Source organism: Mucilaginibacter sp. NFX135, from assembly GCF_048565145.1.
Classification (GTDB): domain Bacteria; phylum Bacteroidota; class Bacteroidia; order Sphingobacteriales; family Sphingobacteriaceae; genus Mucilaginibacter.
In genome coordinates this window covers 1,844,619-1,869,114 of record NZ_CP183412.1, presented here as the reverse complement: position 1 = coordinate 1,869,114, position 24,496 = coordinate 1,844,619, and the positions used below count along the sequence as shown (strand labels likewise).

Annotated in this window: 19 protein-coding genes; 15 read left to right on the top strand and 4 right to left on the bottom strand. The window is 44.7% G+C overall.

The genetic code is table 11. The features are described 5' to 3' along the window. Nucleotides 1-2: 2 nt before the first annotated feature. Nucleotides 3-1,226: an OmpP1/FadL family transporter gene (locus ACNURT_RS08145; protein WP_419701300.1), complete on the bottom strand. Its 1,224-nt coding sequence runs from the start codon at nt 1,224-1,226 to the stop codon at nt 3-5. 245 nt (nt 1,227-1,471) lie between these two features. On the opposite strand from ACNURT_RS08145, the gene ACNURT_RS08140 reads away from it, so the two are divergent. The 13 genes from ACNURT_RS08140 to ACNURT_RS08080 all read left to right on the top strand — a co-directional run bounded on the left by ACNURT_RS08140 (nt 1,472) and on the right by ACNURT_RS08080 (nt 16,721). Then, nucleotides 1,472-2,380 (top strand): helix-turn-helix domain-containing protein, encoded by a 909-nt coding sequence (locus ACNURT_RS08140; protein WP_370997665.1) that lies wholly within the window; start codon nt 1,472-1,474, stop codon nt 2,378-2,380. A 527-nt stretch (nt 2,381-2,907) separates the two neighbouring features. Beyond that, nucleotides 2,908-4,704 (top strand): acyl-CoA dehydrogenase family protein, encoded by a 1,797-nt coding sequence (locus ACNURT_RS08135; protein WP_419701299.1) that lies wholly within the window; start codon nt 2,908-2,910, stop codon nt 4,702-4,704. Between the two features lie 239 nt (nt 4,705-4,943). Further along, nucleotides 4,944-5,687, top strand: coding sequence for an electron transfer flavoprotein subunit beta/FixA family protein (locus ACNURT_RS08130; protein ID WP_419701298.1), 744 nt, complete (start codon nt 4,944-4,946; stop codon nt 5,685-5,687). A 134-nt stretch (nt 5,688-5,821) separates the two neighbouring features. Further along, nucleotides 5,822-6,796 carry an electron transfer flavoprotein subunit alpha/FixB family protein gene (locus ACNURT_RS08125; RefSeq protein ID WP_419701297.1) on the top strand — a complete coding sequence of 325 codons (975 nt, stop codon included), beginning with the start codon at nt 5,822-5,824 and terminating at the stop codon, nt 6,794-6,796. Nucleotides 6,797-6,952: 156 nt separating this feature from the next. Next, a complete protein-coding gene (locus ACNURT_RS08120) occupies nt 6,953-7,411 on the top strand; it encodes an acyl-CoA thioesterase (RefSeq protein ID WP_419701296.1) in 459 nt (152 codons plus the stop codon). 2 nt (nt 7,412-7,413) lie between these two features. Further along, the gene (locus ACNURT_RS08115; protein WP_419701295.1) at nt 7,414-7,674 is read left to right on the top strand and encodes an acyl-CoA-binding protein; all 261 of its coding nucleotides are present in this window, start codon (nt 7,414-7,416) and stop codon (nt 7,672-7,674) included. 390 nt (nt 7,675-8,064) lie between these two features. Beyond that, on the top strand, nt 8,065-8,517 hold the full coding sequence (locus ACNURT_RS08110; protein ID WP_419701294.1) for a DUF2147 domain-containing protein: 453 nt from the start codon (nt 8,065-8,067) through the stop codon (nt 8,515-8,517). Nucleotides 8,518-8,624: 107 nt separating this feature from the next. Next, on the top strand, nt 8,625-11,000 hold the full coding sequence (locus tag ACNURT_RS08105) for a 3-hydroxyacyl-CoA dehydrogenase/enoyl-CoA hydratase family protein (protein WP_419702120.1): 2,376 nt from the start codon (nt 8,625-8,627) through the stop codon (nt 10,998-11,000). 103 nt (nt 11,001-11,103) lie between these two features. Next, nucleotides 11,104-12,279 carry an acetyl-CoA C-acyltransferase gene (locus tag ACNURT_RS08100; RefSeq protein WP_419701293.1) on the top strand — a complete coding sequence of 392 codons (1,176 nt, stop codon included), beginning with the start codon at nt 11,104-11,106 and terminating at the stop codon, nt 12,277-12,279. A 112-nt stretch (nt 12,280-12,391) separates the two neighbouring features. Next, nucleotides 12,392-14,224: an AMP-dependent synthetase/ligase gene (locus ACNURT_RS08095; RefSeq protein WP_419701292.1), complete on the top strand. Its 1,833-nt coding sequence runs from the start codon at nt 12,392-12,394 to the stop codon at nt 14,222-14,224. 63 nt (nt 14,225-14,287) lie between these two features. Then, on the top strand, nt 14,288-15,061 hold the full coding sequence (locus ACNURT_RS08090; protein ID WP_419701291.1) for an enoyl-CoA hydratase/isomerase family protein: 774 nt from the start codon (nt 14,288-14,290) through the stop codon (nt 15,059-15,061). Nucleotides 15,062-15,328: 267 nt separating this feature from the next. Continuing rightward, complete coding sequence (locus tag ACNURT_RS08085; RefSeq protein WP_419701290.1) at nt 15,329-15,811, top strand: hypothetical protein; 483 nt, start codon at nt 15,329-15,331, stop codon at nt 15,809-15,811. Between the two features lie 25 nt (nt 15,812-15,836). After that, nucleotides 15,837-16,721, top strand: coding sequence for an SDR family oxidoreductase (locus ACNURT_RS08080; RefSeq protein ID WP_419701289.1), 885 nt, complete (start codon nt 15,837-15,839; stop codon nt 16,719-16,721). A 626-nt stretch (nt 16,722-17,347) separates the two neighbouring features. Here ACNURT_RS08080 and ACNURT_RS08075 read toward each other — a convergent pair. Together ACNURT_RS08075 and ACNURT_RS08070 are read right to left on the bottom strand one after the other, a co-directional pair. Beyond that, nucleotides 17,348-17,998, bottom strand: a complete 651-nt coding sequence (locus ACNURT_RS08075) for a hypothetical protein (RefSeq protein ID WP_419701288.1) — start codon at nt 17,996-17,998, stop codon at nt 17,348-17,350. Between the two features lie 450 nt (nt 17,999-18,448). Then, the gene (locus ACNURT_RS08070; protein ID WP_419701287.1) at nt 18,449-20,809 is read right to left on the bottom strand and encodes an ABC transporter permease; all 2,361 of its coding nucleotides are present in this window, start codon (nt 20,807-20,809) and stop codon (nt 18,449-18,451) included. Between the two features lie 868 nt (nt 20,810-21,677). On the opposite strand from ACNURT_RS08070, the gene lat reads away from it, so the two are divergent. Both lat and ACNURT_RS08060 read left to right on the top strand, forming a co-directional pair. After that, nucleotides 21,678-23,009 carry an L-lysine 6-transaminase gene (gene lat / locus ACNURT_RS08065; RefSeq protein ID WP_419701286.1) on the top strand — a complete coding sequence of 444 codons (1,332 nt, stop codon included), beginning with the start codon at nt 21,678-21,680 and terminating at the stop codon, nt 23,007-23,009. A gap of 239 nt (nt 23,010-23,248) precedes the next feature. After that, nucleotides 23,249-23,686, top strand: coding sequence for a hypothetical protein (locus ACNURT_RS08060; protein WP_370997640.1), 438 nt, complete (start codon nt 23,249-23,251; stop codon nt 23,684-23,686). 80 nt (nt 23,687-23,766) lie between these two features. On the opposite strand, the gene bshB1 is transcribed toward ACNURT_RS08060, so the two are convergent. Continuing rightward, nucleotides 23,767-24,489 carry a bacillithiol biosynthesis deacetylase BshB1 gene (gene bshB1, locus ACNURT_RS08055; protein WP_419701285.1) on the bottom strand — a complete coding sequence of 241 codons (723 nt, stop codon included), beginning with the start codon at nt 24,487-24,489 and terminating at the stop codon, nt 23,767-23,769. Nucleotides 24,490-24,496 lie beyond the last annotated feature (7 nt).

Genomic DNA, 24,496 nt, shown 5'->3' with positions numbered 1-24,496 from the left:
TATTACCAGTGATAAGCAAGCGATAAACCGGGGATATAAACATTAGTTTTAAACGTTCCCGATAACTGCGACTCGATATTTGTTTGCGTGCGCGCATCAAGATGTTCGTACTCAAATGAAACATCCAGGTCCAGATTTTTGGTCACTTTATAACCTAAACCGGCTGTTAAATAATAACGATTAGCATCCGGTGCTTCCGGGGTAACATAGCCATCCCTAACCGCGGTAGTTACGTAGCCACCACCACCACGCACAAATATTTTATCCGTGGCTTTATATTCGGCACCTGCACGGTAGCTCCACCCGTTCTTATAATTACGCGGCGAATAGGTATCCTGTAATGTCGGGGTGTTTTTGGCATAATCAAACCCAAGCGTTTTGTACACATCCCACTTGGTAAAGTTCACATCTACAGCTACTGTCCATTTGTTTGATGGCTTGTAGCCTAAACCAATAGATGATGTGGAAGGCAAAGGAAGCGTAGTGGTAAAGGTATTGGGTTGCGGAAAATTAGGTTGTATAGAGCTTGCCACTTTAAAAATAGCATCGCCATTTTTCACGGTAGTATTTACCTGCGAGCGGTAATCAAGCCCAATGGTTAAACCTACATTTGTTTTTATAAAAGCACCCGCATTCCAGCCAAATCCGTGACCGTTGCCCTTCAATTGAGCCTGCCCATCCTGACCAGATGCATTCGTCACCGGAATGGCCCTTGTCAGATCGACTGTACCATGGTTGTAAACAAAACCAGCACCCAGGCTCAGGAAATCGGTTACTCTATAGCTCAATGTGGGCTGAAAATAAATGGCTTTCAGATTAAGGCTTTCCAGTGTATATTTTCCTGCCCAGTCTTGTCCCCAGTCGGTTAAACCACCGTACGGGGTATAAACGCCTAAACCAATCTTCCATCGGGCGCCTTTTGGCCCCCAAACACCATAAGCCGTAAATGGCGTAGCTATTTTGTTTTTGGTACGATACTGATCTGTGGAGCCACTTGGGTTAAAGTCCGACTTAAACAACAGCGGACTCATGCCGGCCTGTACATAATTTTGCGGCAGCATAGCAACAGCGCCAGGGTTAAATAATACGGAGGCACCATCCTGCAGCAAGCCGGTTCCGGTATGGCCCATACCGATCTGTTTCTGTCCGTGAAGATTAACCTGGAAACCCTGGCCAAATGCAATAGCGGGCATTATTGCAAGTAGCAATAGTATAAGTTTTCTCATGAGTAAAATATAATTGGTTTATAATATGCCAGCTGCTTTGAGAGAGCAAGAAGACAGTATTTATTTAAAAAATAAAATTAGGAGGCTTTGAAAGGAAAAAAAGGGCTATAATGCGGAGGTATTGGTCAAAAAGTCGGAGAAAGCTTAATTGATAGTATAATTAATACCGATACTATTAAATATTATTACCGTTTAATTAACAGTTTTCATCAATTATTAGACAATAAAATTATATCTTTCCGTACATGAATAAGAATGCCAGATACGTGAGCAAGAAGATCGCTCAGCTTAGCCTTTCCAAATTTGCCGACCTCTATGCAGATAAACTGGTAAGCCCTGAATTTTTTATTGCCGACGAAAAGCAGTTACTCAGTTTAAGTGAATACCCCTACCGTTCCGACGGTTATATTATAGGCATCTGTACCCGCGGCCATGCCCTTGTTGAGGCCAATTTACAAGTTTATGAGGCCAAACCTGATGCCATGCTATTGGCCACCCCTTTTCATATCTTAAGGATCTATAACAGCAGCGACGATTTTTTATGCCGGTTCATTGTTTTCTCCAAAGCTTTTTTAACCGAAAACAATGTGAGCAGCCATTTCCTGGAGTCGTTCAGTTATTTTAAAAGCGCCTCGCTCCCGGTGATCTATCCGGATCATGAAGACGCTAAAATGCTGCTGGATATTTACCTGCTTATGCAGCAAAAGCTGGAACGTGAGCATCATCCTTACCGGATGGAAATATCCCGGAGCATGCTTACCACTATGCTGTATGAGGTGGAGTCGATCTACGAAAAACAGCACGTGATGATCAAGGGAAAGCAAACCCGCAAGCAGGAACTAAACATGCTGTTTCAGGACCTGGTTTTTCATCATTATAAAGAACACCGCAACGTACAATACTATGCCGATTCGCTGTATGTATCGCCCAAGCATCTTACGGAAACTATCAAGGAAGTAACCGGTCGTACGGCCGGCGAATGGATAGATGATGCCGTAGTACTCGAAGCCAAAGTACTGCTCCGCAATCACGATATCAGCATTGCCCGTGTAGCCGAAGACATCCATTTCCCCGATCAATCATCCTTTGGTAAATATTTTAAAAAGCACACCGGGATGTCGCCATCTGATTATAGGGTGGTTACAGGACATTGATTTAATTAAGAGCGAGTGTGGAGTGTGAGGGCGGGAGTGTGTAGCCCAATTCCAAAGATCTGACACCGGCTCTCACACCCGTCACCTATCCCGAACCTCGTCCAATACACCGCTTTTAGCGCAAGTCTTGTGCGGCTGCTGGTGGGTTGATGACTTGTGCTTGTGTACAATGCGTCGAGATCACAAGTCAGCCTTTACCCTCAACCTATCACACAAGACTTGCGCCAATAAAGGTAGCCCAATTCCAAAGATCTGACACCGGCTCTCACACCCGTCACCTATCCCGAACCCCGATCCCCGCGCCTTTCCGACTTTTTGACCAATACCTCCGCATTGCTGCCCTTTTTTTCGACCAATAACGCTTCTAATTTTACTCCTGATTATAAAACCAATAAAAACGAGTATCTATTATAGTATCAAGTAGCGAGTATCAAGTATCACGATTTTTAAAAGCAGCATAAACAAATGCAGCAGTCTTGATACTTGATACTCACTACTTGATACCAACACTGTAAAACTTCATAACTATGAGTGAGACCGAATCAATAAAAGCCTTAAAAGGAGGTGAATTCCTGATCAGGGAAACACAGGCTGATAGTGTTTTTATTCCGGAAGAATGGAACGAAGAGCAATTGATGATCGCGGAAACCTGCACCAATTTTCTGGCCCAAAACGTAGCACCCAATTTAACTCGTATTGACGATCAGGAAGAAGGTTTGATGCCCCATCTGATGGAAGAAGCCGGCGCTTTAGGTTTGCTGAGCATTTCCATTCCCGAAGAATATGGCGGCTTTGGTAAAGACTTTAAAACATCTATGCTGGTTACCGAAAAACTGGGCGCGGGCAATTCATTTTCCGTAGCATTTTCGGCCCATACCGGCATTGGTACCCTGCCCATTTTATATTATGGCACCGATGCCCAGAAAGAAAAATACATCCCCAAACTGGCCAGCGGCGAGTGGAAAGGCGCCTATTGCCTTACCGAACCCGGTGCAGGCTCCGATGCCAACTCGGGCAAGGCACGTGCAAAACTTTCGGCCGATGGCAAATATTATCTGCTCACCGGTCAAAAAATGTGGATCACCAACGCTGGTTTTGCCGATATTTTTACCGTGTTCGCCAAGATCGATAATGACGAAAACCTGAGCGCTTTTATAGTAGAGAAAGGTTTTGAAGGACTATCCCTGAATACCGAAGAACATAAAATGGGTATCAAGGGCAGCTCAACCCGCCAGGTGTTTTTTAACGACTGCAAAGTACCGGTTGAAAATCTGTTATCAGAAAGGCAGAATGGCTTTAAAATAGCGGTTAACATCCTCAACCTCGGTCGTATTAAACTGGGCGGCGCCACTGTGGGGGCCAGTAAAGAAGTAATTACCTCGGCTATCCGTTATGCCAATGAGCGTGAGCAATTTGGCCGGCCGATCTCTAAATATGGCGCTATTCGTTATAAACTGGCACAACAGGCCATCCGCACTTATGCTTCTGAATCGGCTATATACCGTGCCAGTCAGAATATGGAAGAGGCTACCGAAATGTACGAAGCATCGGGCATGGATGCCATCCAGGCTAAACTTAAAGGTACCGAGCAATTCGCTATTGAAGCGGCCATTATCAAAGTACATGCTTCGGAAACACTGGATTATGTGGTTGACGAAGGTGTACAGATCTACGGCGGCATGGGTTACAGCGCCGAAGCGCCGATGGACCGCGCGTACCGCGATTCGCGCATCAACCGCATATTTGAAGGCACCAACGAAATTAACCGGATGCTTACCGTAGATATGATGCTGAAACGCGCTATGAAAGGTGAGCTCGACCTGATGGGCCCAGCCCAGAAAGTAGCCGGCGAACTGGTGAGCGTACCCGATTTTGGCGGATCTGATGATGACGGTTTGTTCACCCGCGAGAAAAAATATATTGCCAATTTCAAAAAAGCTATTTTAATGGTTGCCGGCGCGGCAGTACAAAAACTAATGACCCAACTGGGTAAGGAGCAGGAAGTGCTGATGTATCTGGCCGATATGCTGATTGAACTTTACGTTAGCGAATCATTACAGCTGCGTGTTGAAAAACTGGTAAACCTGAAAGGTGAAGATGCGGTTAAAGAGCAACTGGACATTATGCGGGTTTACATCAACGATGCAGCCGGTAACATAGCCAAAGCGGGCCGCGAAGCTATCAATTCATTTGCCGATGGCGACGAACGCCGCATGATGCTGATGGGACTTAAACGCTTCACCAAAACCGAAGATATCAATACCACCCAGGCCCGCAGAAACATAGCGGCCAAACTGATCGAAGAAAATAAATATTGCTATTAACGAAAACCCCGACCTCTCCAGAGGAAAGGGAGTGCTCTGCACTCGACGCTTCCCGACAAGAGGATTCAGGAGTCTCCTCCACCAGGCCGGTGGGGAGACTCGCAGGGGCTTCGATTAGACATGAGAGTCAAGATTTAAGAATCAAGACAGCTTCCGCAAACATATTATAGAAATTTTTTCCTGATTCTTGACTCTTGTCTCTTGATTCTCATCTTACTTACGTAACCTAAAATAAAAACATGAAGATATTAGTGTGTATAAGCCAGGTGCCGGATACCAGCACCAAAATTGTACTGAAAGATAACAACACAGCTATCAATAACCAGGGTGTTACTTATGTAATAAATCCTTACGACGAATGGTACGCCCTGGTACGTGCTTTGGAACTGAAAGAAGCAGGAATTGCCAGCGATATACACCTGATAACCGTGGGCAAGGCAGATACTGAGCCGGTGATCCGCAAAGCGCTGGCATTGGGTGGAGATGAAGCTATCCGGATAGATGCCGACAGCCATGACCCTTACGAAACCGCCAATTACATAGCCGAATATGCCAAAACCGTGGGATACGACCTGATCCTCTGCGGCAAGGAATCTATAGATTATAACAACGGAGCCGTTGGCGCCATGCTGGCTGAACTGCTGGATACCGATTACATCGGCTTTGCTACCGATATTCAGGTAGATGGAAATACCGCTACTGTTAAACGTGAGATAGAAGGCGGCGAAGAAACAGATACCTGCAGCCTGCCGGTAGTGATTGCCTGTCAGAAAGGTGTTGCAGAAGCCCGGATACCCAATATGCGTGGTATTATGGCCGCCCGTACCCGTCCGCTTAAAGTGGTTGCACCAGCGGCTGTTGATTCTGTAACCGAAATTTCATCCTACGAACTGCCACCAGCGAAAGCCGGTATAAAAATGGTTAGTCCGGATAATATGGATGAACTCGTGGAGCTGCTTCATACCGAAGCCAAGGTTATTTAATTAATTATTAATCGCCTCACCTAAACGACGAAGTCTTCATGTAATAATCCTCTCCAAAGGAGAGGACTTTAAAAACAAATTTCATAGAACCCTCTCCTTTGGAGAGGGCAGGGTGAGGCTTAAAACCTATAAAAATGTCTGTAATCGTATTGGTAGAACATACCGAAGGAAATATAAAAAAGAAGAGTCTGGAGGCTGTGCAGTATGCTGCCGGCATCGCCCAAAAAACCGGGACAACCGTAAGCGCAGTGGTATTAGGCACACTTGCCGATAGCGAAATGGAAAGCCTGGGTCAATATGGCGCGCAAAAAGTATTACACGTTGCAGATACCCGTTTGGATGAACTCCACGCCCGGGCCTATACTACCGCCCTGCTGGCCGCCGCGCAAAAAGAAGGTAGCAAGATCATCATCGCTTTGCATGATATTAATGGCCGTGCGGTTGCACCACGCCTATCTGCCAAATTAAAGGCAGGTTTGGTAGCAGGCGCACTCTCCTATCCCGATCTGGACAAAGGTTTTGTGATCAAGAAGGCAGTATTTTCGGGTAAGGCGTTTGCCTTTGTGAATATCACCAGCGATTTAAAAGTGATCACGCTGATGCCTAATACCTTTCAGTTAAACAAAGGTGAAGGCAAAGCCACTATCGAAAAACTGGAAGTAAGCTTTGGTGATAAAGATTTTGGGATAAAAGTTAAGGAAGTTAACCTGATCAAAGGTGAGATCCCGCTGGCTGATGCACAGCTGGTAGTATCTGGTGGTCGTGGTATGAAAGGTCCTGAAAACTGGGGACTGATCGAAAACCTGGCCAAAGAATTAGGCGCGGGTACCGCTTGCTCTCGCCCCGTGGCCGATGCGCACTGGCGCCCGCACCATGAGCACGTGGGTCAAACCGGTGGCACCGTAAGGCCCAATCTGTATATAGCCGTAGGTATTTCTGGCGCGATACAGCATCTGGCGGGAGTAAACGGTTCCAAAACCATTGTGGTGATTAACAAAGATCCCGAAGCGCCATTTTTTAAGGCGGCTAACTATGGCGTAGTAGGCGATGCGCTGGAAATTTTACCACGCCTTACCGAAGCGGTGAAAAAGCTAAAAGCTAAAAGCTGAAAGCCGAGAGCTACCAGACGTTTATGTAGAGTTTATTAATAAAATAAATTTGACATATAGATAGTTGGCTTTAAGCTTTTCGCATTTTGCTTTTAGCCTCAATATAGTAGGTAAAACGCTTTAAGCTTTGTGCTTTAAGCCTTAAGCTAAAAAACGATGAATGTTTATTACGAAGGTCAGGTGATATGGGCGCAGTTGGACGCCAACCAACACATGCGACATTCGGCTTATGCTGATGTTGCCGCGCAAGCCAGGTTAAATTTGCTGGAAAGCCTCGGATCGATGCCCGCCAAACTTTTTGAACTTAAAATAGGCCCGGTACTGTTTAAGGAAGAGCTTAATTACCTGCGCGAGATCACTATTAACGATCATATCAAAGTAACCTGCGAAGTGATCAGTTCCCGGGCTGATAGTTCGCGCTGGACGTTCAGACAGGAAGTGTATCGTGGTGACGGTGTTAAAGCCGCTGTGATCATTGTACAGGGTGCCTGGATCGATACCGTAAAACGCAAACTAACCCCATTACCTGCCGAATTAAGCAAACTGTTCATCAAAGCGCCCAAAAGCGACGATTATGTAGAAGAGCTTCCAAAATCACAAAATCAAAGCAAATAAATATGGATCAAAAAGAAGTTTTTGAAAAAGCAGTAGCGGATAGTAAAACTTTGCCCACCAAACCCGATAATGAAACGCTGCTGCGTTTATACAGCCTATACAAACAAGCCACCGAAGGCGATATCAACACGGATAATCCTCCAGGAATGTTTGATTTTGTGGCCAAGGCTAAATATGATGCCTGGTTAAACTTAAAAGGTGTTGTGGCCAATGATGCGCGCCAGCAATATATCGATCTGGTAAGGGAATTGTCAGGAAAGTAAAGGGTTACTATATAATCGCAAAAAACACTTATCTTTAAATAGACCATTTTATAGTAATATAAATAGAATTCCGAAATTTTGACAAATGTTTCCGCCATTTGGCCCTTTGTTATGCTTCGCTAAAAAGGATATTTGTTTACTATAAATGAGAGCCGGGAATTAAGAGCCAGGAATCAAGAGCAAGATATAACAGCAGTTACTGTTTGTCTTAATCCTTGATTCTAATATCTTGATTCTTTAAATAAACCAATACTAAATTATTTTTTAACCCTGTCGCTTAATTCTGTTTGTCTCCTGCAAAAGAGATGCTGATTCGCCGTTGTATACATCGTGATTTGGCAGCTTTAAAAAGACATATTTAATTAGTCGGCAATAGCATCAAAAAAAGCCATGTCATCACCTAAAAAGTATTTCGCCCGTTTTGTACTTATCCTGCTTACTGTAGTATCCGTGAATATCGCGGCCAAAGCCCAGACCGATAAAATTGAGGGACTTTGGTACAATGATATCAAAAGCGCCAAAATACAGATCAGTAAAGGTACCGACGGCAAATTTAACGGTAAAATAGTATGGCTTAAGGAGCCGCTTAAAAATGGCAAGCCTAAAGTAGACGAAGAAAACAAGGACGAAAAGCTGCGTACCAGGCCTATTATAGGCTTGCACATATTGGAAGGCTTTGTACCCGATGGTGACAACAAATATACCGATGGCAAGATCTATGATCCTAAAAACGGAAAAACCTACTCCTGCAATATCACTTACAAAGGCAAAACATTATCAATCCGCGGCTACATCGGCGTATCGCTGTTTGGCCGCACAACCGTTTGGGAACGGACGGAATAAATTGGGGAGTAGTGAATGGGGAGTAGTGAGTTGAATAAAAGTTTTAAGAACGATCAATTCCAACTAATTACTCACCACTCACAACTCACCACTAACTATCTAACATGATGAAACGAACTATAAAAAAAGTAGCCGTTCTGGGCTCGGGTGTAATGGGCAGCCGTATTGCTTGTCATTTCGCCAATATCGGGGTACAGGTGCTGCTATTGGATATTGTACCAAAAGATGCCCCTGCAGGCGATAAAAAAGCCCGCAATAAAATTGTTAACGACGCGCTTGATTTCGCTTTAAAGTCAAACCCCTCGCCTATCTACCTCAAATCATTTGCCCGGCGCATCAGTACCGGGAATTTTGAGGATGACATGGCCAAAATTGCTGAGTACGACTGGGTGATCGAAGTGGTAGTAGAGCGACTGGATATCAAACAACAGGTATTTGAAACGGTCGAAAAACACCGCAAACCAGGTACGCTCATTACCTCCAACACCTCGGGTATTCCTATCCATTTGATGACTGAAGGCCGAAGCGATGATTTCAAGAAGCATTTCTGCGGTACTCACTTTTTTAATCCGCCGAGGTATTTAAAATTATTGGAGATCATCCCCACAAAAGATACTTCACCAGAAGTGGTCGATTTCCTGATGGAATACGGGGAAAAATTTCTGGGTAAAACAACCGTACTGGCTAAAGACACGCCAGCTTTCATCGGCAACCGTATTGGCGTGTTCGCCATCATGAGTATACTGCATTATGTAGAAAAAACCGGCATGACGGTAGAAGAGATCGACAAGCTGACGGGCCCGGTGATCGGTCACCCCAAGTCAGCTACCTTCCGTACCAACGATGTGGTAGGTTTGGATACCATGGTGCATGTAGCCAATGGCCTCAGCAAAAACGCCCCCGATGATGAAGCGAAGGAATTATTCGCTATTCCAGAGTTTGTGAACAGTATGCTCAAAAACAACTGGCTGGGCAGCAAAACCGGGCAGGGATTTTATAAAAAGGAAAAGGTAGATGGAGCCAATCAGTTCTTCGCGCTCGATCTCAAGACCCTGGAATACAAACCATCGCAAAAAGTAAAATTCCCGGTTTTAGATATTACCAAAAATATAGATAGCCTAAAAGAACGTTTAAAGGTCCTGATTGCGGCAAAAGATAAGGCTGGCGATTTTTATCGCTCCACTTTTTATCAGCTTTTTGCCTATGCCAGCAACCGCATTCCCGAAATTGCCGATGAGTTTTACAAAATAGATGCGGCCGTTACCGCCGGCTTCGGTTGGGAAATAGGTCCCTTTGAAAAATGGGATGCCCTTGGCGTTGCAGACACCGTGAAAGACATGGAAGCCGCGGGCAGCAAACCTGCCCAATGGGTATATGACATGCTGGCCTCCGGTGCCGATAGCTTTTACAAAATAGCCGACGGGAAACGTCAGTATTATGATATCGCCTCCAAAACTTATAAGGTAATTCCGGGTACCGAGAATTTTATACTGCTGAGCAATATCCGCGAAGCCAATACCATCTGGAAAAACACCGGTACTACCATTACCGATATTGGCGATGGCATCATCAACCTGGAGTTCCATACTAAAATGAATACCATTGGCGGCGACGTGATAGAAGGTATCAATAAAGCCATTACCCTGGCCGAAAAAAGCTACAAAGGTCTGGTGATCTCTAATGAAGGCGCCAATTTCAGCGCGGGTGCCAACGTAGGTATGATATTTATGATGGCCGTTGAGCAGGAGTTTGACGAACTGAATATGGTGATCAAAGCCTTCCAAACCGCTATGATGCGGATTCGCTATTCATCCATTCCGGTTGTAGCTGCACCTCACCAGATGGCATTGGGCGGCGGCTGTGAGCTTTGCCTGCATGCCGATAAAGTAGTTGCCCATGCCGAATTATATATGGGCCTGGTGGAATTTGGCGTTGGCCTGATCCCCGGCGGCGGCGGTACTAAAGAATTTGCCCTTCGCCTATCGGATGAATTACAGGATGGCGACATCGAACTCAACAATTTCCGTGACAGGTTCCTGACCATTGGTCAGGCTAAAGTTTCCACTTCGGCATATGAAGCCTTTGAGTTTGGCTACCTGAAAAAAGGTCGCGACGTAGTAGTAGTATCACAAAACCGCCTGCTGGCCGAAGCCAAACAGCATTGCCTACAATTGGCTAATGAAGGCTATGTACAACCCGTACAGCGTACCGATATACGGGTACTGGGCAAACAGGCTTTGGGTTTGGGTTATGTAGGCGCCAACACCATGTACAGCGGCAATTATATAAGCGAGCACGATGTGAAAATTTCGCAAAAACTGGCCTACGTACTGGCTGGTGGCGATCTGTCGCTGCCCTCACTCGTAAGTGAAGAATATTTGCTGGGCTTAGAACGGGAGGCCTTTGTTTCCCTCTGCACCGAACGCAAAACGCTGGAACGCATCCAGTCGATCATAACAGGTGGTAAAGTGTTAAGGAATTAAATGTGTGGTGGGGTTCGCGTTGCGTGGCTCCGGGTACGAGAGATTAAAATACCCGAAACCCGACCCTCGAAACCCGAACCATAACAAACTAAACAGAAAAGAAATGAACGCATACATAGTGGCTGCAAGCCGCAGCGCAGTTGGAAAAGCTACCCGGGGAGGCTTCAGGTTTACCCGGCCGGATACCCTTGCCGCAGATGTGATCAAACATCTCATGGCATCGGTACCCAATGTGGATAAGGATCAGATAGAGGATGTAATTGTAGGCAACGCTACCCCAGAAGCTGAGCAAGGCTTAAACGTGGGCAGACTGATATCGCTCATGGCCCTGGATACCGATAAAGTACCCGGCATGACCGTGAACCGTTATTGTGCCTCGGGCTTGGAAACCATCGCCATTGCATCGGCAAAAGTACACAGCGGCATTGCCGATTGTATTATTGCCGGCGGTGTTGAAAGCATGAGCCTACTGCCTATGGGTGGCTGGCGAGTGGTGCCCAATGCCGATATAGCCCTGGCCCACCCAGATTATTACTGGGGCATGGGTTTAACCGCCGAAGCCGTAGCCAAAGAATATAAAGTTGGCCGCGAAGAGCAGGACCAGTTTGCCTATAACTCACATCAGAAAGCCATCAACGCTATCAAAGAGGGCAAGTTTAAAGACGAGATAGTGGCCGTAAATGTTACCGAAACCTACGTTGACGAAACCGGCAAAAAGAAAAACCGCGACTTTAAAGTAGATACCGACGAAGGCCCGCGCGCGGATACCTCGTTAGAGGCTTTAGCCAAACTGAAACCCGTATTTGATGCCAGGGGTGTAGTAACTGCCGGTAATTCCTCCCAAACAAGCGATGGTGCGGCCTTTGTGATGGTAGTAAGTGAGCGCTTTTTAAAAGCCAATAACCTGAAGCCAATTGCCCGCCTGGTAAACTATGCCGTTGCTGGTGTACCGCCACGTATTATGGGTATCGGTCCGCTGGTGGCTATTCCTAAAGCTTTAAAACAGGCTGGGATGAAACAGCAGGACATTGATCTGATTGAACTCAACGAAGCCTTTGCATCGCAATCGCTGGCGGTTATCAAAGGTTTGGATCTGGATATCGATCGTATCAACGTTAATGGCGGCGCCATAGCATTGGGTCACCCACTGGGTTGTACCGGTGCTAAGCTATCTGTACAGTTGTTTAACGAGTTGAAACGCAGGGATAAAAAATACGGTATGGTCACCATGTGCGTAGGTACCGGACAAGGCGCCGCTGGCATTTTTGAATTATTATAAGGACGGTGAGCGGTGAATGGTGAGTAGTGAGTGGTGAATATCAAATTTTATTTAATTATTTGACAACCACTCATCACTCACTACTCACTACTCACCACTAACCAAAAAGAACATGGAAAAAGTGGCAAGATTGTTTGATTGCATGGAGATTCAGGCCCGCGAGCCCAGGGCCGATCTGTTAAATGCCAAGGAGAATGGTGTATGGCGGGCATATAGCACGCAGGAAACGCATACTCTCATCTACCAGTTAGCCATGGCCCTGTTGGATCTGGGTGTTTCTGGCGGCGATGGCACAACCGAGGGCCGCGACAAAATAGGGCTCATCAGCAATGGCCGGCCCGAATGGCTTATTACCGATCTGGCTGTACAGCAAACCGGCGCTATCCTGGTACCCCTGTATCCCAACAGCAACCCGAAGGAACTGGAACAGATATTGAACGAGGCCGAAGTAAAATACCTGTTTGTAAGCAGTCAGGACTTGTATGATAAGGTAAATGCCGTATATGCTAATATACCAACATTAAAAGCTATTTATACTTTTGACCACCTGGACAACTGCCCCCACTGGTCGGTATTGTTAAAACCCCTGCCAGATGGCTATCGCGACAGGCTATCAGCCATTAGCAAAACCATTAACGAGGATGATGTAACCACCATTATTTACACATCGGGCACCACCGGCAGACCTAAAGGCGTAATGCTCACCCACAAAAATATCGTGAGCAATGTCGTTGCCTCCGGCGAAGTGCTCGGGCAGATCCCTATTGAACAAAAACGGGCCCTGAGCTTTTTGCCGCTTAATCACATTTTCGAAAAAATGTGTACTTATATTTATCTCTTCTATGGTTTCTCCATTTCCTATGCCGAAAGCATGGATACTATAGGCGCCAATATGAAAGAGGCCAAACCTTACATTTTTACCGCTGTGCCGCGCCTGCTGGAAAAAGTGTTCGAAAAGATCATGGCGGCAGGGCAGCAACTCACCGGCATTAAAAAGAAAATTTTTACCTGGTCTATCAAGGTGGCCGAAGAGTTCGAGATCGAAAATCAAAGTCTGTGGTATAAAATAAAACGGGCAATTGCCGATAAACTGGTTTACAGCAAATGGCGTGAAGCTGTGGGCGGTAATGTAAAGGCCATCGTTATTGGCAGCTCCGCCTGCCCCATCAAGCTCGAAAAAATATTTACTGCCGCCGGCATGACGGTGATGGAAGGTTATGGCCTTACAGAAACATCACCGGTAATTGCGGTTAACTGTTATAATACCGGCCGTAAATTTGGCACCGTAGGTAAGCTGATCAGTGGTGTACAGGTTAAAATTGCCGAGGATGGCGAGATCCTTTGCAAAGGACCAAACATTACCGTGGGCTATTATAAAAACCCCGAAATGACTGCCGAAGTGATCAAAGACGGCTGGTTTTACACCGGTGATATAGGTGAACTGGATAAGGATGGTTTCCTGAAAATAACCGACCGTAAAAAGGAGATCTTCAAAACATCAGGTGGAAAGTATGTGGCCCCCATGCCTATTGAAAATAAGATGAAGGAAAATCATTTTATTGAGCAGATGATGGTAGTTGGCCCCGAACGGAAATTCACCGCGGCCCTTATCGTTCCGTCATACACCAACTTAAAACCATGGTGCGAAAAAAACGATATCCCCTTTACCTCACATCGGGATGTAATCAGCAATCCCCGGGTTATTGAACTTTACCAATCCATCATTGATGGCTTTAACCCCGAGTTTAACCATGTGGAGCAGGTAAAAAAGCTAACCCTCCTGCCCGAAGAATGGTCGATAGACAGCGGCGAACTTACTCCTACCGGCAAAATGAAACGCAAAGTGATCATGGAAAAATATAAAACCGAAATTGATAAGATCTATTCAGGCGAAGAACATGGTGGTGAGTTGTCAGCTGTGAGTGGTGAGCTTTTGAAAAAATAACGGAAACTCACTGCTCACAGTTCCCCATTCACCACTCACTATTCACCACTCACCACTCACAGCATGACAACCTTCCAATTAACCATAAACAACGGTCTGGCTATTTTAACACTGGATCGTGGCCGGTCAAATGCTATTAACCACCAGATGGTCAAGGAACTGATCATGGCCGTACAAACGCTGGAAAATGACACGAGCGTAGGCGGCCTTATCATCACCGGCAAACCGGGCTTCTTTTCATCAGGCATCGACCTGATTGAGGCTTATGAATATAACGAGGAACAAAGTCGCGGCTTGTGGACCGATTTCCTGTCGCTGCAGCGATCCTTGGTAGCTTTTAAGAAACCGATGGTAGCGGCCATTAGTGGCCATAGTCCGGCAGGGGGCTGCGTACTGGCCATTTGTGCCGACTATCGTGTCATGGCCGAAGGCTCCTTTATTATCGGTTTAAATGAGATTCCTGTAGGTATCATTGTGCCCGATAGCGTGGCTACGCTTTATTCCTTTTGGCTGGGGCAACGCAGGGCTTACCAATACCTCATGGAAGGTAAGCTCCTGAAAGTTAATGAAGCGCTGGAGGTTGGTTTGATAGACGAGGCCAGCGCGCCCGAAAGCTTGCTTACCACCGCCGAAAGAAAGATCAGGACCTATATGCAGCTAAACCAGGTAACCTGGAGCCAAAGCAAACTAAACCTGCGCCATGAACTTATAACCAAGCTCAGCGCCGACCAAAGCACCGCCCTAAACCACATGTTGGCACAATGGTGGGCACCCGAAGTACGCAAAGGGCTGCAAATGCTTATCCAGAATTTAAAATCAAAAACAACAGCCGCTTAAAAAGAATCAAGAGATAAGAGTCAAGAATCAAGAGAATAATTAATCGCATATTTAAGTGTAGACGCTTAAACTGACATAAGAAAAAAGTAGTCGATGTGGTGGCTGGATTGTGCGATTCCCCTCTTGAGAGGGGCTGAGGGGTGTGTTTATTAAGCGTAATAACACACCCCTGCCGCTACTCAGCCAGACGCGCCCCCTCTCAAGAGGGGATTTAAAAAATAGAAGAATGCTTTATCTTACAAATAAAATTCAATCGCTAAACAAGTTATGGATATCAAGTATTTGATACAATTAAAGAACCATCCCACAATAAAAGAAAAGAGCACTGATTATGTAAACAAGCTTAAACCTTTAACCGAAGCAGAAATTGTTAGTCTGGAAGTCAGATACAATGATGAAAAAACCTTCCCTGCCGCGTTACGGGAGCTGTTGTATTTGGCTGGTAATGATTGTTACGTATTAGACTATGGACTAAGCGATTCCCAAGAAGAAATGCAGGAAGATGGTAGAAAATGGTTAGTAAAGCATAATAAAACTATTAACAGACCATTTTTTGTAATAGATGTTTATAATGGAAGTAACCAGTTTCTTTTTGTTTATCTGGATGAAGGAGATGATCCCTTAGTGTATGAAGCGGTTTTGTATGATAAAACAACAGGATGGATTCACTGCTTGAATAATAATGTACAATTATCCGAATTTATAGATAACCAATTATTACGACTCTTAAGTGGCCAAAACCCATTTTAAATAATACTCTCTTAAAAAAAACATCATGAGCAATAGCACAGCAGTAACCACAGGTATGTTAAGGGATGATGCCCTGAAAGGAAAAACTATTATTGTAACCGGTGGCGGTACAGGTTTGGGGAAAGCCATGGGTACCTACTTTTTAAAACTGGGCGCCAATTTGGTGATCACCAGTCGTAAGTTGGAGGTGCTGCAAAAAACAGCGGCCGAAATGGAAACCGAAACCGGCGGCAAAGTTTTAGCCATTTCCTGCGATGTACGCAATTATGATGATGTGCAAAAGATGCTGGAGCAATCCATTGCCACTTTCGGTCGGGTTGATGCCCTGCTGAACAACGCGGCGGGCAATTTCATTTCGCCAACAGAGCGGCTCTCGGCAAACGCGTTTTCGGCGGTTATTGATATTGTGCTGAAAGGCTCGGTCAACTGTTCGCTCGCCCTGGGCAAATACTGGATAGCCGAAAAAATGCCCGGCAGCATCCTCAATATTATTACCACTTATGCCTTTACCGGCTCGGCCTACGTGGTACCGTCGGCTTGTGCCAAAGGCGGCGTACTGGCCATGACCCGCTCGTTGGCGGTGGAATGGGGGCGTCACGGTATCCGTACCAATGCCATAGCCCCGGGCCCCTTCCCCACCAAAGGAGCTTGGGAACGTTTGCTCCCAGGCGACATGGCGCAAAAGTTTGATTTCAAAAACCGAGTGCCCCTGAAACGGGTAGGCGAACACCAGGAACTGGCTAACCTGGCCGCGTTCCTCGTATCTGATTTTTCGGGTTATATCAATGGCGAAGTGATTACCATAGACGGCGGCGAATGGCTGCAGGGCGCAGGCCAATTCAGCGGCCTGGAAATGGTTCCCGATCAAATGTGGGATAGTATCGAACAAGCAACCCGCAAAGCGCAGTAGGTTATTTAAACTTTAAAAACTAAATTCTAAACTCTAAAAAAACTAAGCTGTCCTTTCTAAGGAGGTATGAGAAGAAATCCTCTCCTCTCCTTCCCGCAATGTTATTATTTAATCGATAACGGATGCGCAGTAGGTGCAAAATGTCGGTAGAAAAGATAGGTACAAGAATTATAGCGTGCCGTCAGGTACGCAATTCGACAAGTTTCGTACCTGATGGCACGAATTTTTGGTTTATTTTTCTGCTACCGACCTTTAACACCTACGGCGTTTACTTAAATAAGGATACTCCGTAGGAGTAAAAGCTTTGTAGAAAGCAAAAATAAGTATTCAGCATGCCGTAGGTATGCAACCTGAGTGCAGTACCTACGGCACTGAATTGGAAATTGCCTTTTTTCTACAAAGCTTTACCCCCCTGGGGTTTGCAAAATTCCTTAACTTAATGACATTGGCCCTTCCCGAGGGAAGGAATTACACTGTCCCTGGCTTTTTAAATTTGGTTCAAGATCAATTAAATTTCAATTCTCTCTCCACGGGAGGGGTGCGACCGGCTGTGCGCAAAAGCAGGGAGGGGTTTATACGACAGGTATCACGAATGAACCCCTATCTGTCAAATGATAACCAGGTCTTCATTCCAAACCATCAATTCCCATCTGCGGCCGATAACCAGAACGGAAAGCGTTAACAACCGATTTTGGCGTTAACACCGTAATCTTTGCCAATGCCAAAAGTGGAGCGCCCCGCTCGTAACCAAAGGGTGTCCAATGCCTGATCATATTGTTGGCTAAAAGATAGGGCTCACCACTCACCTGTATAAATACACCATCCGGCAGATCTTCAATAGCAGCGTCAAACATTACTTTATGGCCATTTTTATCTATCCGTTCCTCGTGTATGATCTCATCTATTTTTCCGATGAGTACTTTATGGTCAAAGCCATATTCGGGGTTGCCTTTAAGCCAGGCTGCTTTAAAACGGTTGGCATCGTCCCGGCGGCATTCAAAACAGGGCCGGTGCCCTGCCGAAAACGCGGTGGCTTCATCATAAAAAAATAATTCGGTATATAAATTGGGCGCCATCACTTGCCTGTGCCTGTCTTTAAATTGCAGCACACAAATTAACCAGGCTTTCAGTTTAAAGGGACGCAATATGGTTTGGGTATCACCATGCAGCTGTCCGCGGTTACCCAGCCAGGCGCCACGGGCACTTGTTTTAATGATATTTCCTTGCGGGTCTACACGGTTTTGCAGCATAGCGTATTTTTTAATCGCAATTGGCATTATGGCCTATCTCCAGGATATGCCCCTTCGGGTCTTTCACCGGCATTCGGTGTATAAATCAGGCTTATGAGCCGTCGAACCCAGGTAATAAACGCTATCTTTCCATTACTATTATTTCGTCCCCTCAGGGCCCCTTCCAGGAGATCCTGAGGTTGCCTGGACTCAATAATATAACGCAGGGTCCTCTACGAGAGACCCTGCGTGGACAAAATTGGTATTCAATTTTCATACCATAGCGTTTACGCTAATTTACGATATATCTTATCATCCAAAAACACATCATGTGTCGTTTCGTCCTCTCAGGAGACCCTGAGGTTGCCAGGAGTCAATAATATAACGCAGGGTCCTCTACGAGAGACCCTGCGTGGACAAAAGTGGATGTACGACCGCTATTTCATCAGGCGCAAATGCACGTCCAATAATCTACTTGCTCACACGCTTAACGCGTTCCTATTCGCTCCTCAAACTTTTCACCGGGTTGGCCAGCGCTGCTTTGATAGATTGGAAGCTGATGGTAACAAATGCGATAACGATAGCTATACCCGCGGCCAGTACAAAAACCGTCCAGTGGATGGATATGCGATAAGCAAAGGCACCCAACCAGCTGGTCATGGCGTACCACGCTATAGGGGTGGCTACAATAATGCCCATGAGTACCAGCTTAATAAAATCCTTAGCCAACAGACCAATAACGCCTGTAACCGATGCTCCCAATACCTTGCGCACGCCAATTTCGCGGGTGCGTACTTGTGCGGTATAGGTTGCCAGCCCTAACAGTCCCAGGCATGAGATGAGTATGGCCATGCCTGCAAAATAATTAAACAAGGTACTTTCGCGCTGTTCGCCCTGGTAAAGGTTGTTGAATATCTCGTCCAGGAAGTTATAAGAAAAAGGAAACTCGCCGTTGTATTGTTTAAACTGCCTACCCGCCGCGGCTATGGCAGCTGCGGCATTATTAGTACTGGTTTTTATATATAAAGTTTGGTAAACAGCCGGGCGATAAAAGTAAATAGCAGGTGCAATTTTTTCGCGCATGCTGTTATAATGAAAGTCTTTAACCACGCCTATGATGGTGCCATTTGTTTTTTGGAAACGGAAATGCTTACCAATAGGATTTTTCATCCCGATTTCCCTTACGGCGGCTTCGTTAAGTATAAAATGGGTCGAATCGGCTACGGCGCCGCTAAAGCCGTTACCTTGCTGCATTTTGAGTTTAAAAAAACGGATGAAATCCTTATCTATCCCCATCGGATGCAGGATAAAGGTTTGGCCCGGCGCTTTGCCATCCCATGAATTATCGCCCGAGATCATGCCGCTGCTAATGATGTTGCCGGTTGCCCGGGTTACGCCCTCTACACCGGGTTGCTTTAAAAGCTCGGCCCTTACGGCATCGTAATGTTTTGCGGCATCGCGCATCCAGACACCGAAAACACGACTTTTATCGTACCCTAAATTTTTTGATTGGATATATTTGAGTTGCTGGGTAATAACCAAAGTGCTCACAATAAGCACTACCGAAAAGGTAAACTGTACCACCACCAGTATTTTACGGAAAAGGGCATCGCCAATGCTGCTGTTTATTTTACCCTTCAGCGCTTTTAAAGGCTCGAAGGACGATAGCAGCATGGCCGGATAAATGCTGGATAAAGCCAGTGTAGCTGTTACCGTGGTGGCTATAATGAGCCAGATGTGCGGATTAAGCAGGCTAAACACCAGTTGCTTGCCTGCCAGTTGGTTAAATACCGGCATCAGCAGGTAAATGGCGAATAATGCCAATATCGTGGCGAAAAAAAACAGTAAGGCTGTCTCCACCAGGAACTGCATAAACAGCTGCATTTTGGCCGCCCCTATAATTTTACGCATGCTGATCTCTTTGGCGCGCAGCAACGCGCGTGCTGTTGAAAGGTTTACATAATTGATACAGGCTATTAATAAAATAACCAGGGCTATAATGATAAAAATGCGCACCGTTTGGATACCGCGATCGGTACCATCCGCATTGTACAGGTGCATTTTATGGATGGGCAGCAGCAGGTAATCGGCATCGGTGTCTTCGGCTTTGTGCTTAATGTGGATCTTAAACAAATCGGCCGAGAGCTTTTTTAACGATGTGCCCGGTTTTACTTTAAAATAGGTTTGATAATTGTAGCTACCGAAATCAGCATTCGCATCCACCTTGCTATTTACCAGCATTGATTTAACCTGGTAACTCATGGGCATGATCATATCAAAGTTGATGCTGGAGTTAAGCGGAAAATCATTGATAACCCCGCTTACCGTAAAGTTTTCCTTACCGTCGGCTACAAGCACTTTACCAATGGCATCATCGGTGCCAAAATATTTTCGCGCCGTTTTTTTGGTGATAACAACAGAGTTATCATTTGTAAAAGGCTTTGCAGTATTACCTTCCACCAGGGGAAAATCAAAGATCTTGAAAAGGGAAGGATCGGCAAAGGCTACGTTTTGTTCGCCAAAAACTTTTTCCTTGTATTTATATAACGAGAAATACCAGTTGCCAGTTATGCGTACCTGGTCCTGCACCTCAGGGAGCTCCTGCTTAGCCAGCGGACCTATTGGGGCTACCGTAGTTCCCCAGATCTGCCTGCTGGCGCCTGTGCCGCCAAAAAGTTCTACGCGGTAAATGTTATCGCCGTTTTTATGGAAGCTATCAAAACTTAACTCATCCTGTACCCAAAGCAAAATCAATATACCAATGGCCAGCCCGGCAGTGAGTCCGGCAATATTGATAAATGAATAGAATTTGTTGCGAAATAAATTTCGCCAGGCGGTTTTAAAGTAGTTTTTAAGCATGGCAACAGTATGTTATTGAATTGATCATAGTATAAAATCATGCCATTTTTACAATTAATTGATTAGCAATATCTTACTAACTTTATTGTTTCGCTGGCCGTTCATAAGCGGACAGTTGCGTGCGATTGTATTACAAAGATGATCTGGCTGGCAAAATAAGCATAACTTAACTTTCACCACAAACACAACTCCGGAGGAATAACATATTTATAGGCAGAACACATTAGTTCAAAGGCTCCGGGGGATGCCTCCTATCAGTCGTTTAAAGCGATTTTCCCTGTTAACTGCAAGAGCTCATTTGATTGTCCCAATAAATTTTCGTACATTGTAAGGTAAGCGGCCCGGCTATCTTTTAAAAAGATAGCCGGGCTGTTTGGTTAAGGAGAATTAAATTCCAAGAACCGACCGTTCGATATGTTGCTATGTGATAGTCAATTACCTAATACTTTTTAAAGTTTTAAAAACTGTTTAAAACCGGGTTAAAATTTGTTAAAAAGTGTTAAAACGAGACTTTTTTGAACATTTTTCACGCGTTTTTTCCTCGGTTCGGAACGAAAAGTGTTAAAATTTAAGGTTTAAAAAGTTTTTGGGAGCGGATAATGAATAAGACAGGGCGTGATCAAGGCTTATCATATTGTTCATTTTGTCATAAATTATTTTGCGCTTACCTCCCCAAATACGTCGGTTTTAGGAATAATTCGGAGGTGCGGATAACAAAATTTGCCGGTGATTCCGGTATACTACTTTTAGCTTTGGTACAAAAAGTAACTTTAAATTGTTTAAAGTTACTTTTTTGCCAATCGGTTCAAAAACCGCCTAATTTTTATTTTTAGGCACATTTTAGTAAATTTGTTTAAACCAAATTTATATGTACAACCTACTTGTTTCTCCCGAAAATGTGCAGGCTTCCCTACAGAAGCATGTGCTTGCCGATGGCTTTGATCTTACGTTTGATATGGAAAAAAGTAAGGGTGTTTATATTTACGATGCTAAATATAACCGGACACTGCTTGATTTTTTTACCTGCTTCGCTTCCGTTCCTTTGGGCTATAACCACCCTAAAATGATCAACGACGAAGAGTTTAAAAAAAACCTGATGCTGGCCGCGTTAACCAACCCCTCAAACTCCGATATCTATACCACGCAGTACGCGCAGTTTGTTGAAACATTTTCGCGGGTAGGCATACCTGATTACCTGCCGCACGCATTTTTTATTGCAGGAGGCTCACTGGCTATCGAGAACGCGCTTAAGGTTGCCATGGACTGGAAAGTACAGAAAAACTTCGCTAAGGGCTATACGAAAGAAAAAGGGCACAAAATACTGCATTTTGAGCAGGCCTTTCACGGTCGCTCCGGCTATACTTTAAGTTTAACCAATACCCAACCCAACAAAACAAAATGGTTTGCCAAATTCGATTGGCCGCGGGTATCAGTACCCCAAATAAACTTTCCGTACAGTGATGCCAATCATGATGACCTGGTACAAAGAGAGCAATTCTCCATTTCCCAGATCCGGACTGCCTTTGCCGAGAATAAGGATGATATATGCGCCATTATTATTGAGCCCATACAATCAGAAGGCGGCGATAATCATGTGCGCAGGGAGTTTCTGGAAAAACTAAGGGAACTGGCTGATGAATACGAAGCCATGCTGATATATGACGAAGTGCAAACAGGTGTTGGCCTTACCGGCAAATTCTGGTGTCATGAGCATTTTGGCGAAAAGGCGCGTCCGGATATTTTAGCCTTTGGCAAAAAGATGCAGGTATGCGGCATATTGGCCAGTAACCGGGTTGATGAGGTAGAAAATAATGTTTTCCGGGTATCGTCCCGCATCAACTCCACCTGGGGCGGCAGCTTGGTTGATATGGTACGGTCATCAAAGATCATGGAGATCATGGAAGAAGATAACCTTTGCGATAATGCCACCAAAATGGGTGAGTATTTACAGGAGCAGTTGGGTGATATCGCCTCCCGTACTTCAATTATCAGTAACGTACGAGGCAAAGGCTTATTAACCGCTTTTGATTTTCCGGATAAAAACAAGCGGGATACTTTTATACAGCAAGGACTGCAAAATAATATCATGTACCTGGGATGCGGTGAAAAAAGTATACGTTTCAGGCCGGCGCTGATCATTGAAAAAGAACACATTGACCTTGGATTGGATATGCTCGAAAAAATATCGCGTACCTTATAATACTCCAATAATATCGTTACAGGCAAATTAGTTATTCTATAGAATAAAGGCTTTTTGTATTTAATATGTGGTCAACCATGCACCAGAGAGGGTGAAATGATACTTTTGGAGGGCAAAGAAGAGTGATATATTAATATATACTATTTTTTAGACAAAATACGCTATATTTTTAATTATTATTTCCGTTACTTTTGTAATATCCCCCTATTAAAAGAGTACAGATCAATCCTTTTTACGTCATGAGCAAACACATAGAGAAATTAAAAAAACAACTTGTTGAAGTAGCGGAAGTTGTTAATTCATTCCAATCAGAATCTGTACAGGTTCGGATTATCGATCGGTTATTAGATGTAATGATTGAATCTGACAGAGTGGATACGGACGGAGCTGAACTATTCCTTAAAAAAGGGCGCAGAATACGTTCAGATGATGAAAATTTTGGTATACCAGGCCGTAAAAAGCCAGGAGCCACCAAAATACTCAACCAGTTATTGGGTACTGACTTTTTTGATGTTTCGCGTTCTATATCAGCTATCGCGAGCTACTGCAAAGAACAGTTTGACTCTGATTTTAAAACATCCGAACTTTCGGGCATCTTGTTAAAACTGGCTAATGAAAACAAGCTAAGAAGAGAAAGAAGCCATGAGAACAATCGCTTTGAATACATAAAAGCCTAATAATTAAACTACTTACATATTATTAGTAAGCCGCGGTGTTATATAACCCGCGGCTTATTTATTATAGATTAATAAAGATATTATTTCAACGAAAATAAATTATCTACACCTAAAATTTTTCTACTGGTAAAGCCTTCAGCATATTTAACAGAGATGCTTTTGCCAAATTCCATAGCACGGGCCGCCACAACGTTAATAAACTCAGGCGATGATATGTAGGTTTGGGGTTCACCTTCCCATTCCGGGTTAAAGAATTGCGATCCGAACGCATGGATACTTTCAATCTTTTTATCCCAGTAATCGGTTACATCGATCAAAATATCGGGTTTTATATAATTGTCCTGTATAAAATGCAAAACAAGCTCAGGTCTCCAGGCTTCCTGCAAAACTCCATCTGCTTTAGTTTCAATCTTTCGTAAGCCCGATAAAAAAGCGGCTGTTTCTACCAGTTCACCAGCGCGCTTATGATCAGGGTGACGGTCATGATAAGCATTGGTTATTACTATAGAAGGCTGATATTTACGTATAGCGGCTATTACCTGTAACTGGTATTCCTTTGTGTTTTCAAAAAATCCATCGGGTAAACCCAGGTTTTCTCTTACAGCTAAACCTAATATTTTTGCCGATGCTGCTGCTTCCTGGTCTCGGATCTCGGCCGAACCACGGGTACCTAATTCGCCACGGGTAAGGTCAACAATACCTACCTTTTTACCCAGGGCAATGTGTTTTAAAATAGTACCGGAACATCCAAGTTCGGCATCGTCGGGATGAACCGATAAAACTAATATATCTAATTTAAGCATAAATATG

Coding starts and splice junctions, on each gene's coding strand:
- ACNURT_RS08080 (WP_419701289.1), top strand. CDS start 15,837: ATGAGCAATAGCACAGCAGTAACCACAGGTATGTTAAGGGATGATGCC.
- ACNURT_RS08070 (WP_419701287.1), bottom strand. CDS start 20,809: ATGCTTAAAAACTACTTTAAAACCGCCTGGCGAAATTTATTTCGCAAC.
- ACNURT_RS08085 (WP_419701290.1), top strand. CDS start 15,329: ATGGATATCAAGTATTTGATACAATTAAAGAACCATCCCACAATAAAA.
- ACNURT_RS08115 (WP_419701295.1), top strand. CDS start 7,414: ATGGATCAAAAAGAAGTTTTTGAAAAAGCAGTAGCGGATAGTAAAACT.
- lat (WP_419701286.1), top strand. CDS start 21,678: ATGTACAACCTACTTGTTTCTCCCGAAAATGTGCAGGCTTCCCTACAG.
- ACNURT_RS08125 (WP_419701297.1), top strand. CDS start 5,822: ATGTCTGTAATCGTATTGGTAGAACATACCGAAGGAAATATAAAAAAG.
- ACNURT_RS08140 (WP_370997665.1), top strand. CDS start 1,472: ATGAATAAGAATGCCAGATACGTGAGCAAGAAGATCGCTCAGCTTAGC.
- ACNURT_RS08145 (WP_419701300.1), bottom strand. CDS start 1,226: ATGAGAAAACTTATACTATTGCTACTTGCAATAATGCCCGCTATTGCA.
- ACNURT_RS08090 (WP_419701291.1), top strand. CDS start 14,288: ATGACAACCTTCCAATTAACCATAAACAACGGTCTGGCTATTTTAACA.
- ACNURT_RS08110 (WP_419701294.1), top strand. CDS start 8,065: ATGTCATCACCTAAAAAGTATTTCGCCCGTTTTGTACTTATCCTGCTT.
- ACNURT_RS08105 (WP_419702120.1), top strand. CDS start 8,625: ATGAAACGAACTATAAAAAAAGTAGCCGTTCTGGGCTCGGGTGTAATG.
- ACNURT_RS08100 (WP_419701293.1), top strand. CDS start 11,104: ATGAACGCATACATAGTGGCTGCAAGCCGCAGCGCAGTTGGAAAAGCT.
- ACNURT_RS08130 (WP_419701298.1), top strand. CDS start 4,944: ATGAAGATATTAGTGTGTATAAGCCAGGTGCCGGATACCAGCACCAAA.
- ACNURT_RS08135 (WP_419701299.1), top strand. CDS start 2,908: ATGAGTGAGACCGAATCAATAAAAGCCTTAAAAGGAGGTGAATTCCTG.
- ACNURT_RS08095 (WP_419701292.1), top strand. CDS start 12,392: ATGGAAAAAGTGGCAAGATTGTTTGATTGCATGGAGATTCAGGCCCGC.
- bshB1 (WP_419701285.1), bottom strand. CDS start 24,489: ATGCTTAAATTAGATATATTAGTTTTATCGGTTCATCCCGACGATGCC.
- ACNURT_RS08060 (WP_370997640.1), top strand. CDS start 23,249: ATGAGCAAACACATAGAGAAATTAAAAAAACAACTTGTTGAAGTAGCG.
- ACNURT_RS08075 (WP_419701288.1), bottom strand. CDS start 17,998: ATGCCAATTGCGATTAAAAAATACGCTATGCTGCAAAACCGTGTAGAC.
- ACNURT_RS08120 (WP_419701296.1), top strand. CDS start 6,953: ATGAATGTTTATTACGAAGGTCAGGTGATATGGGCGCAGTTGGACGCC.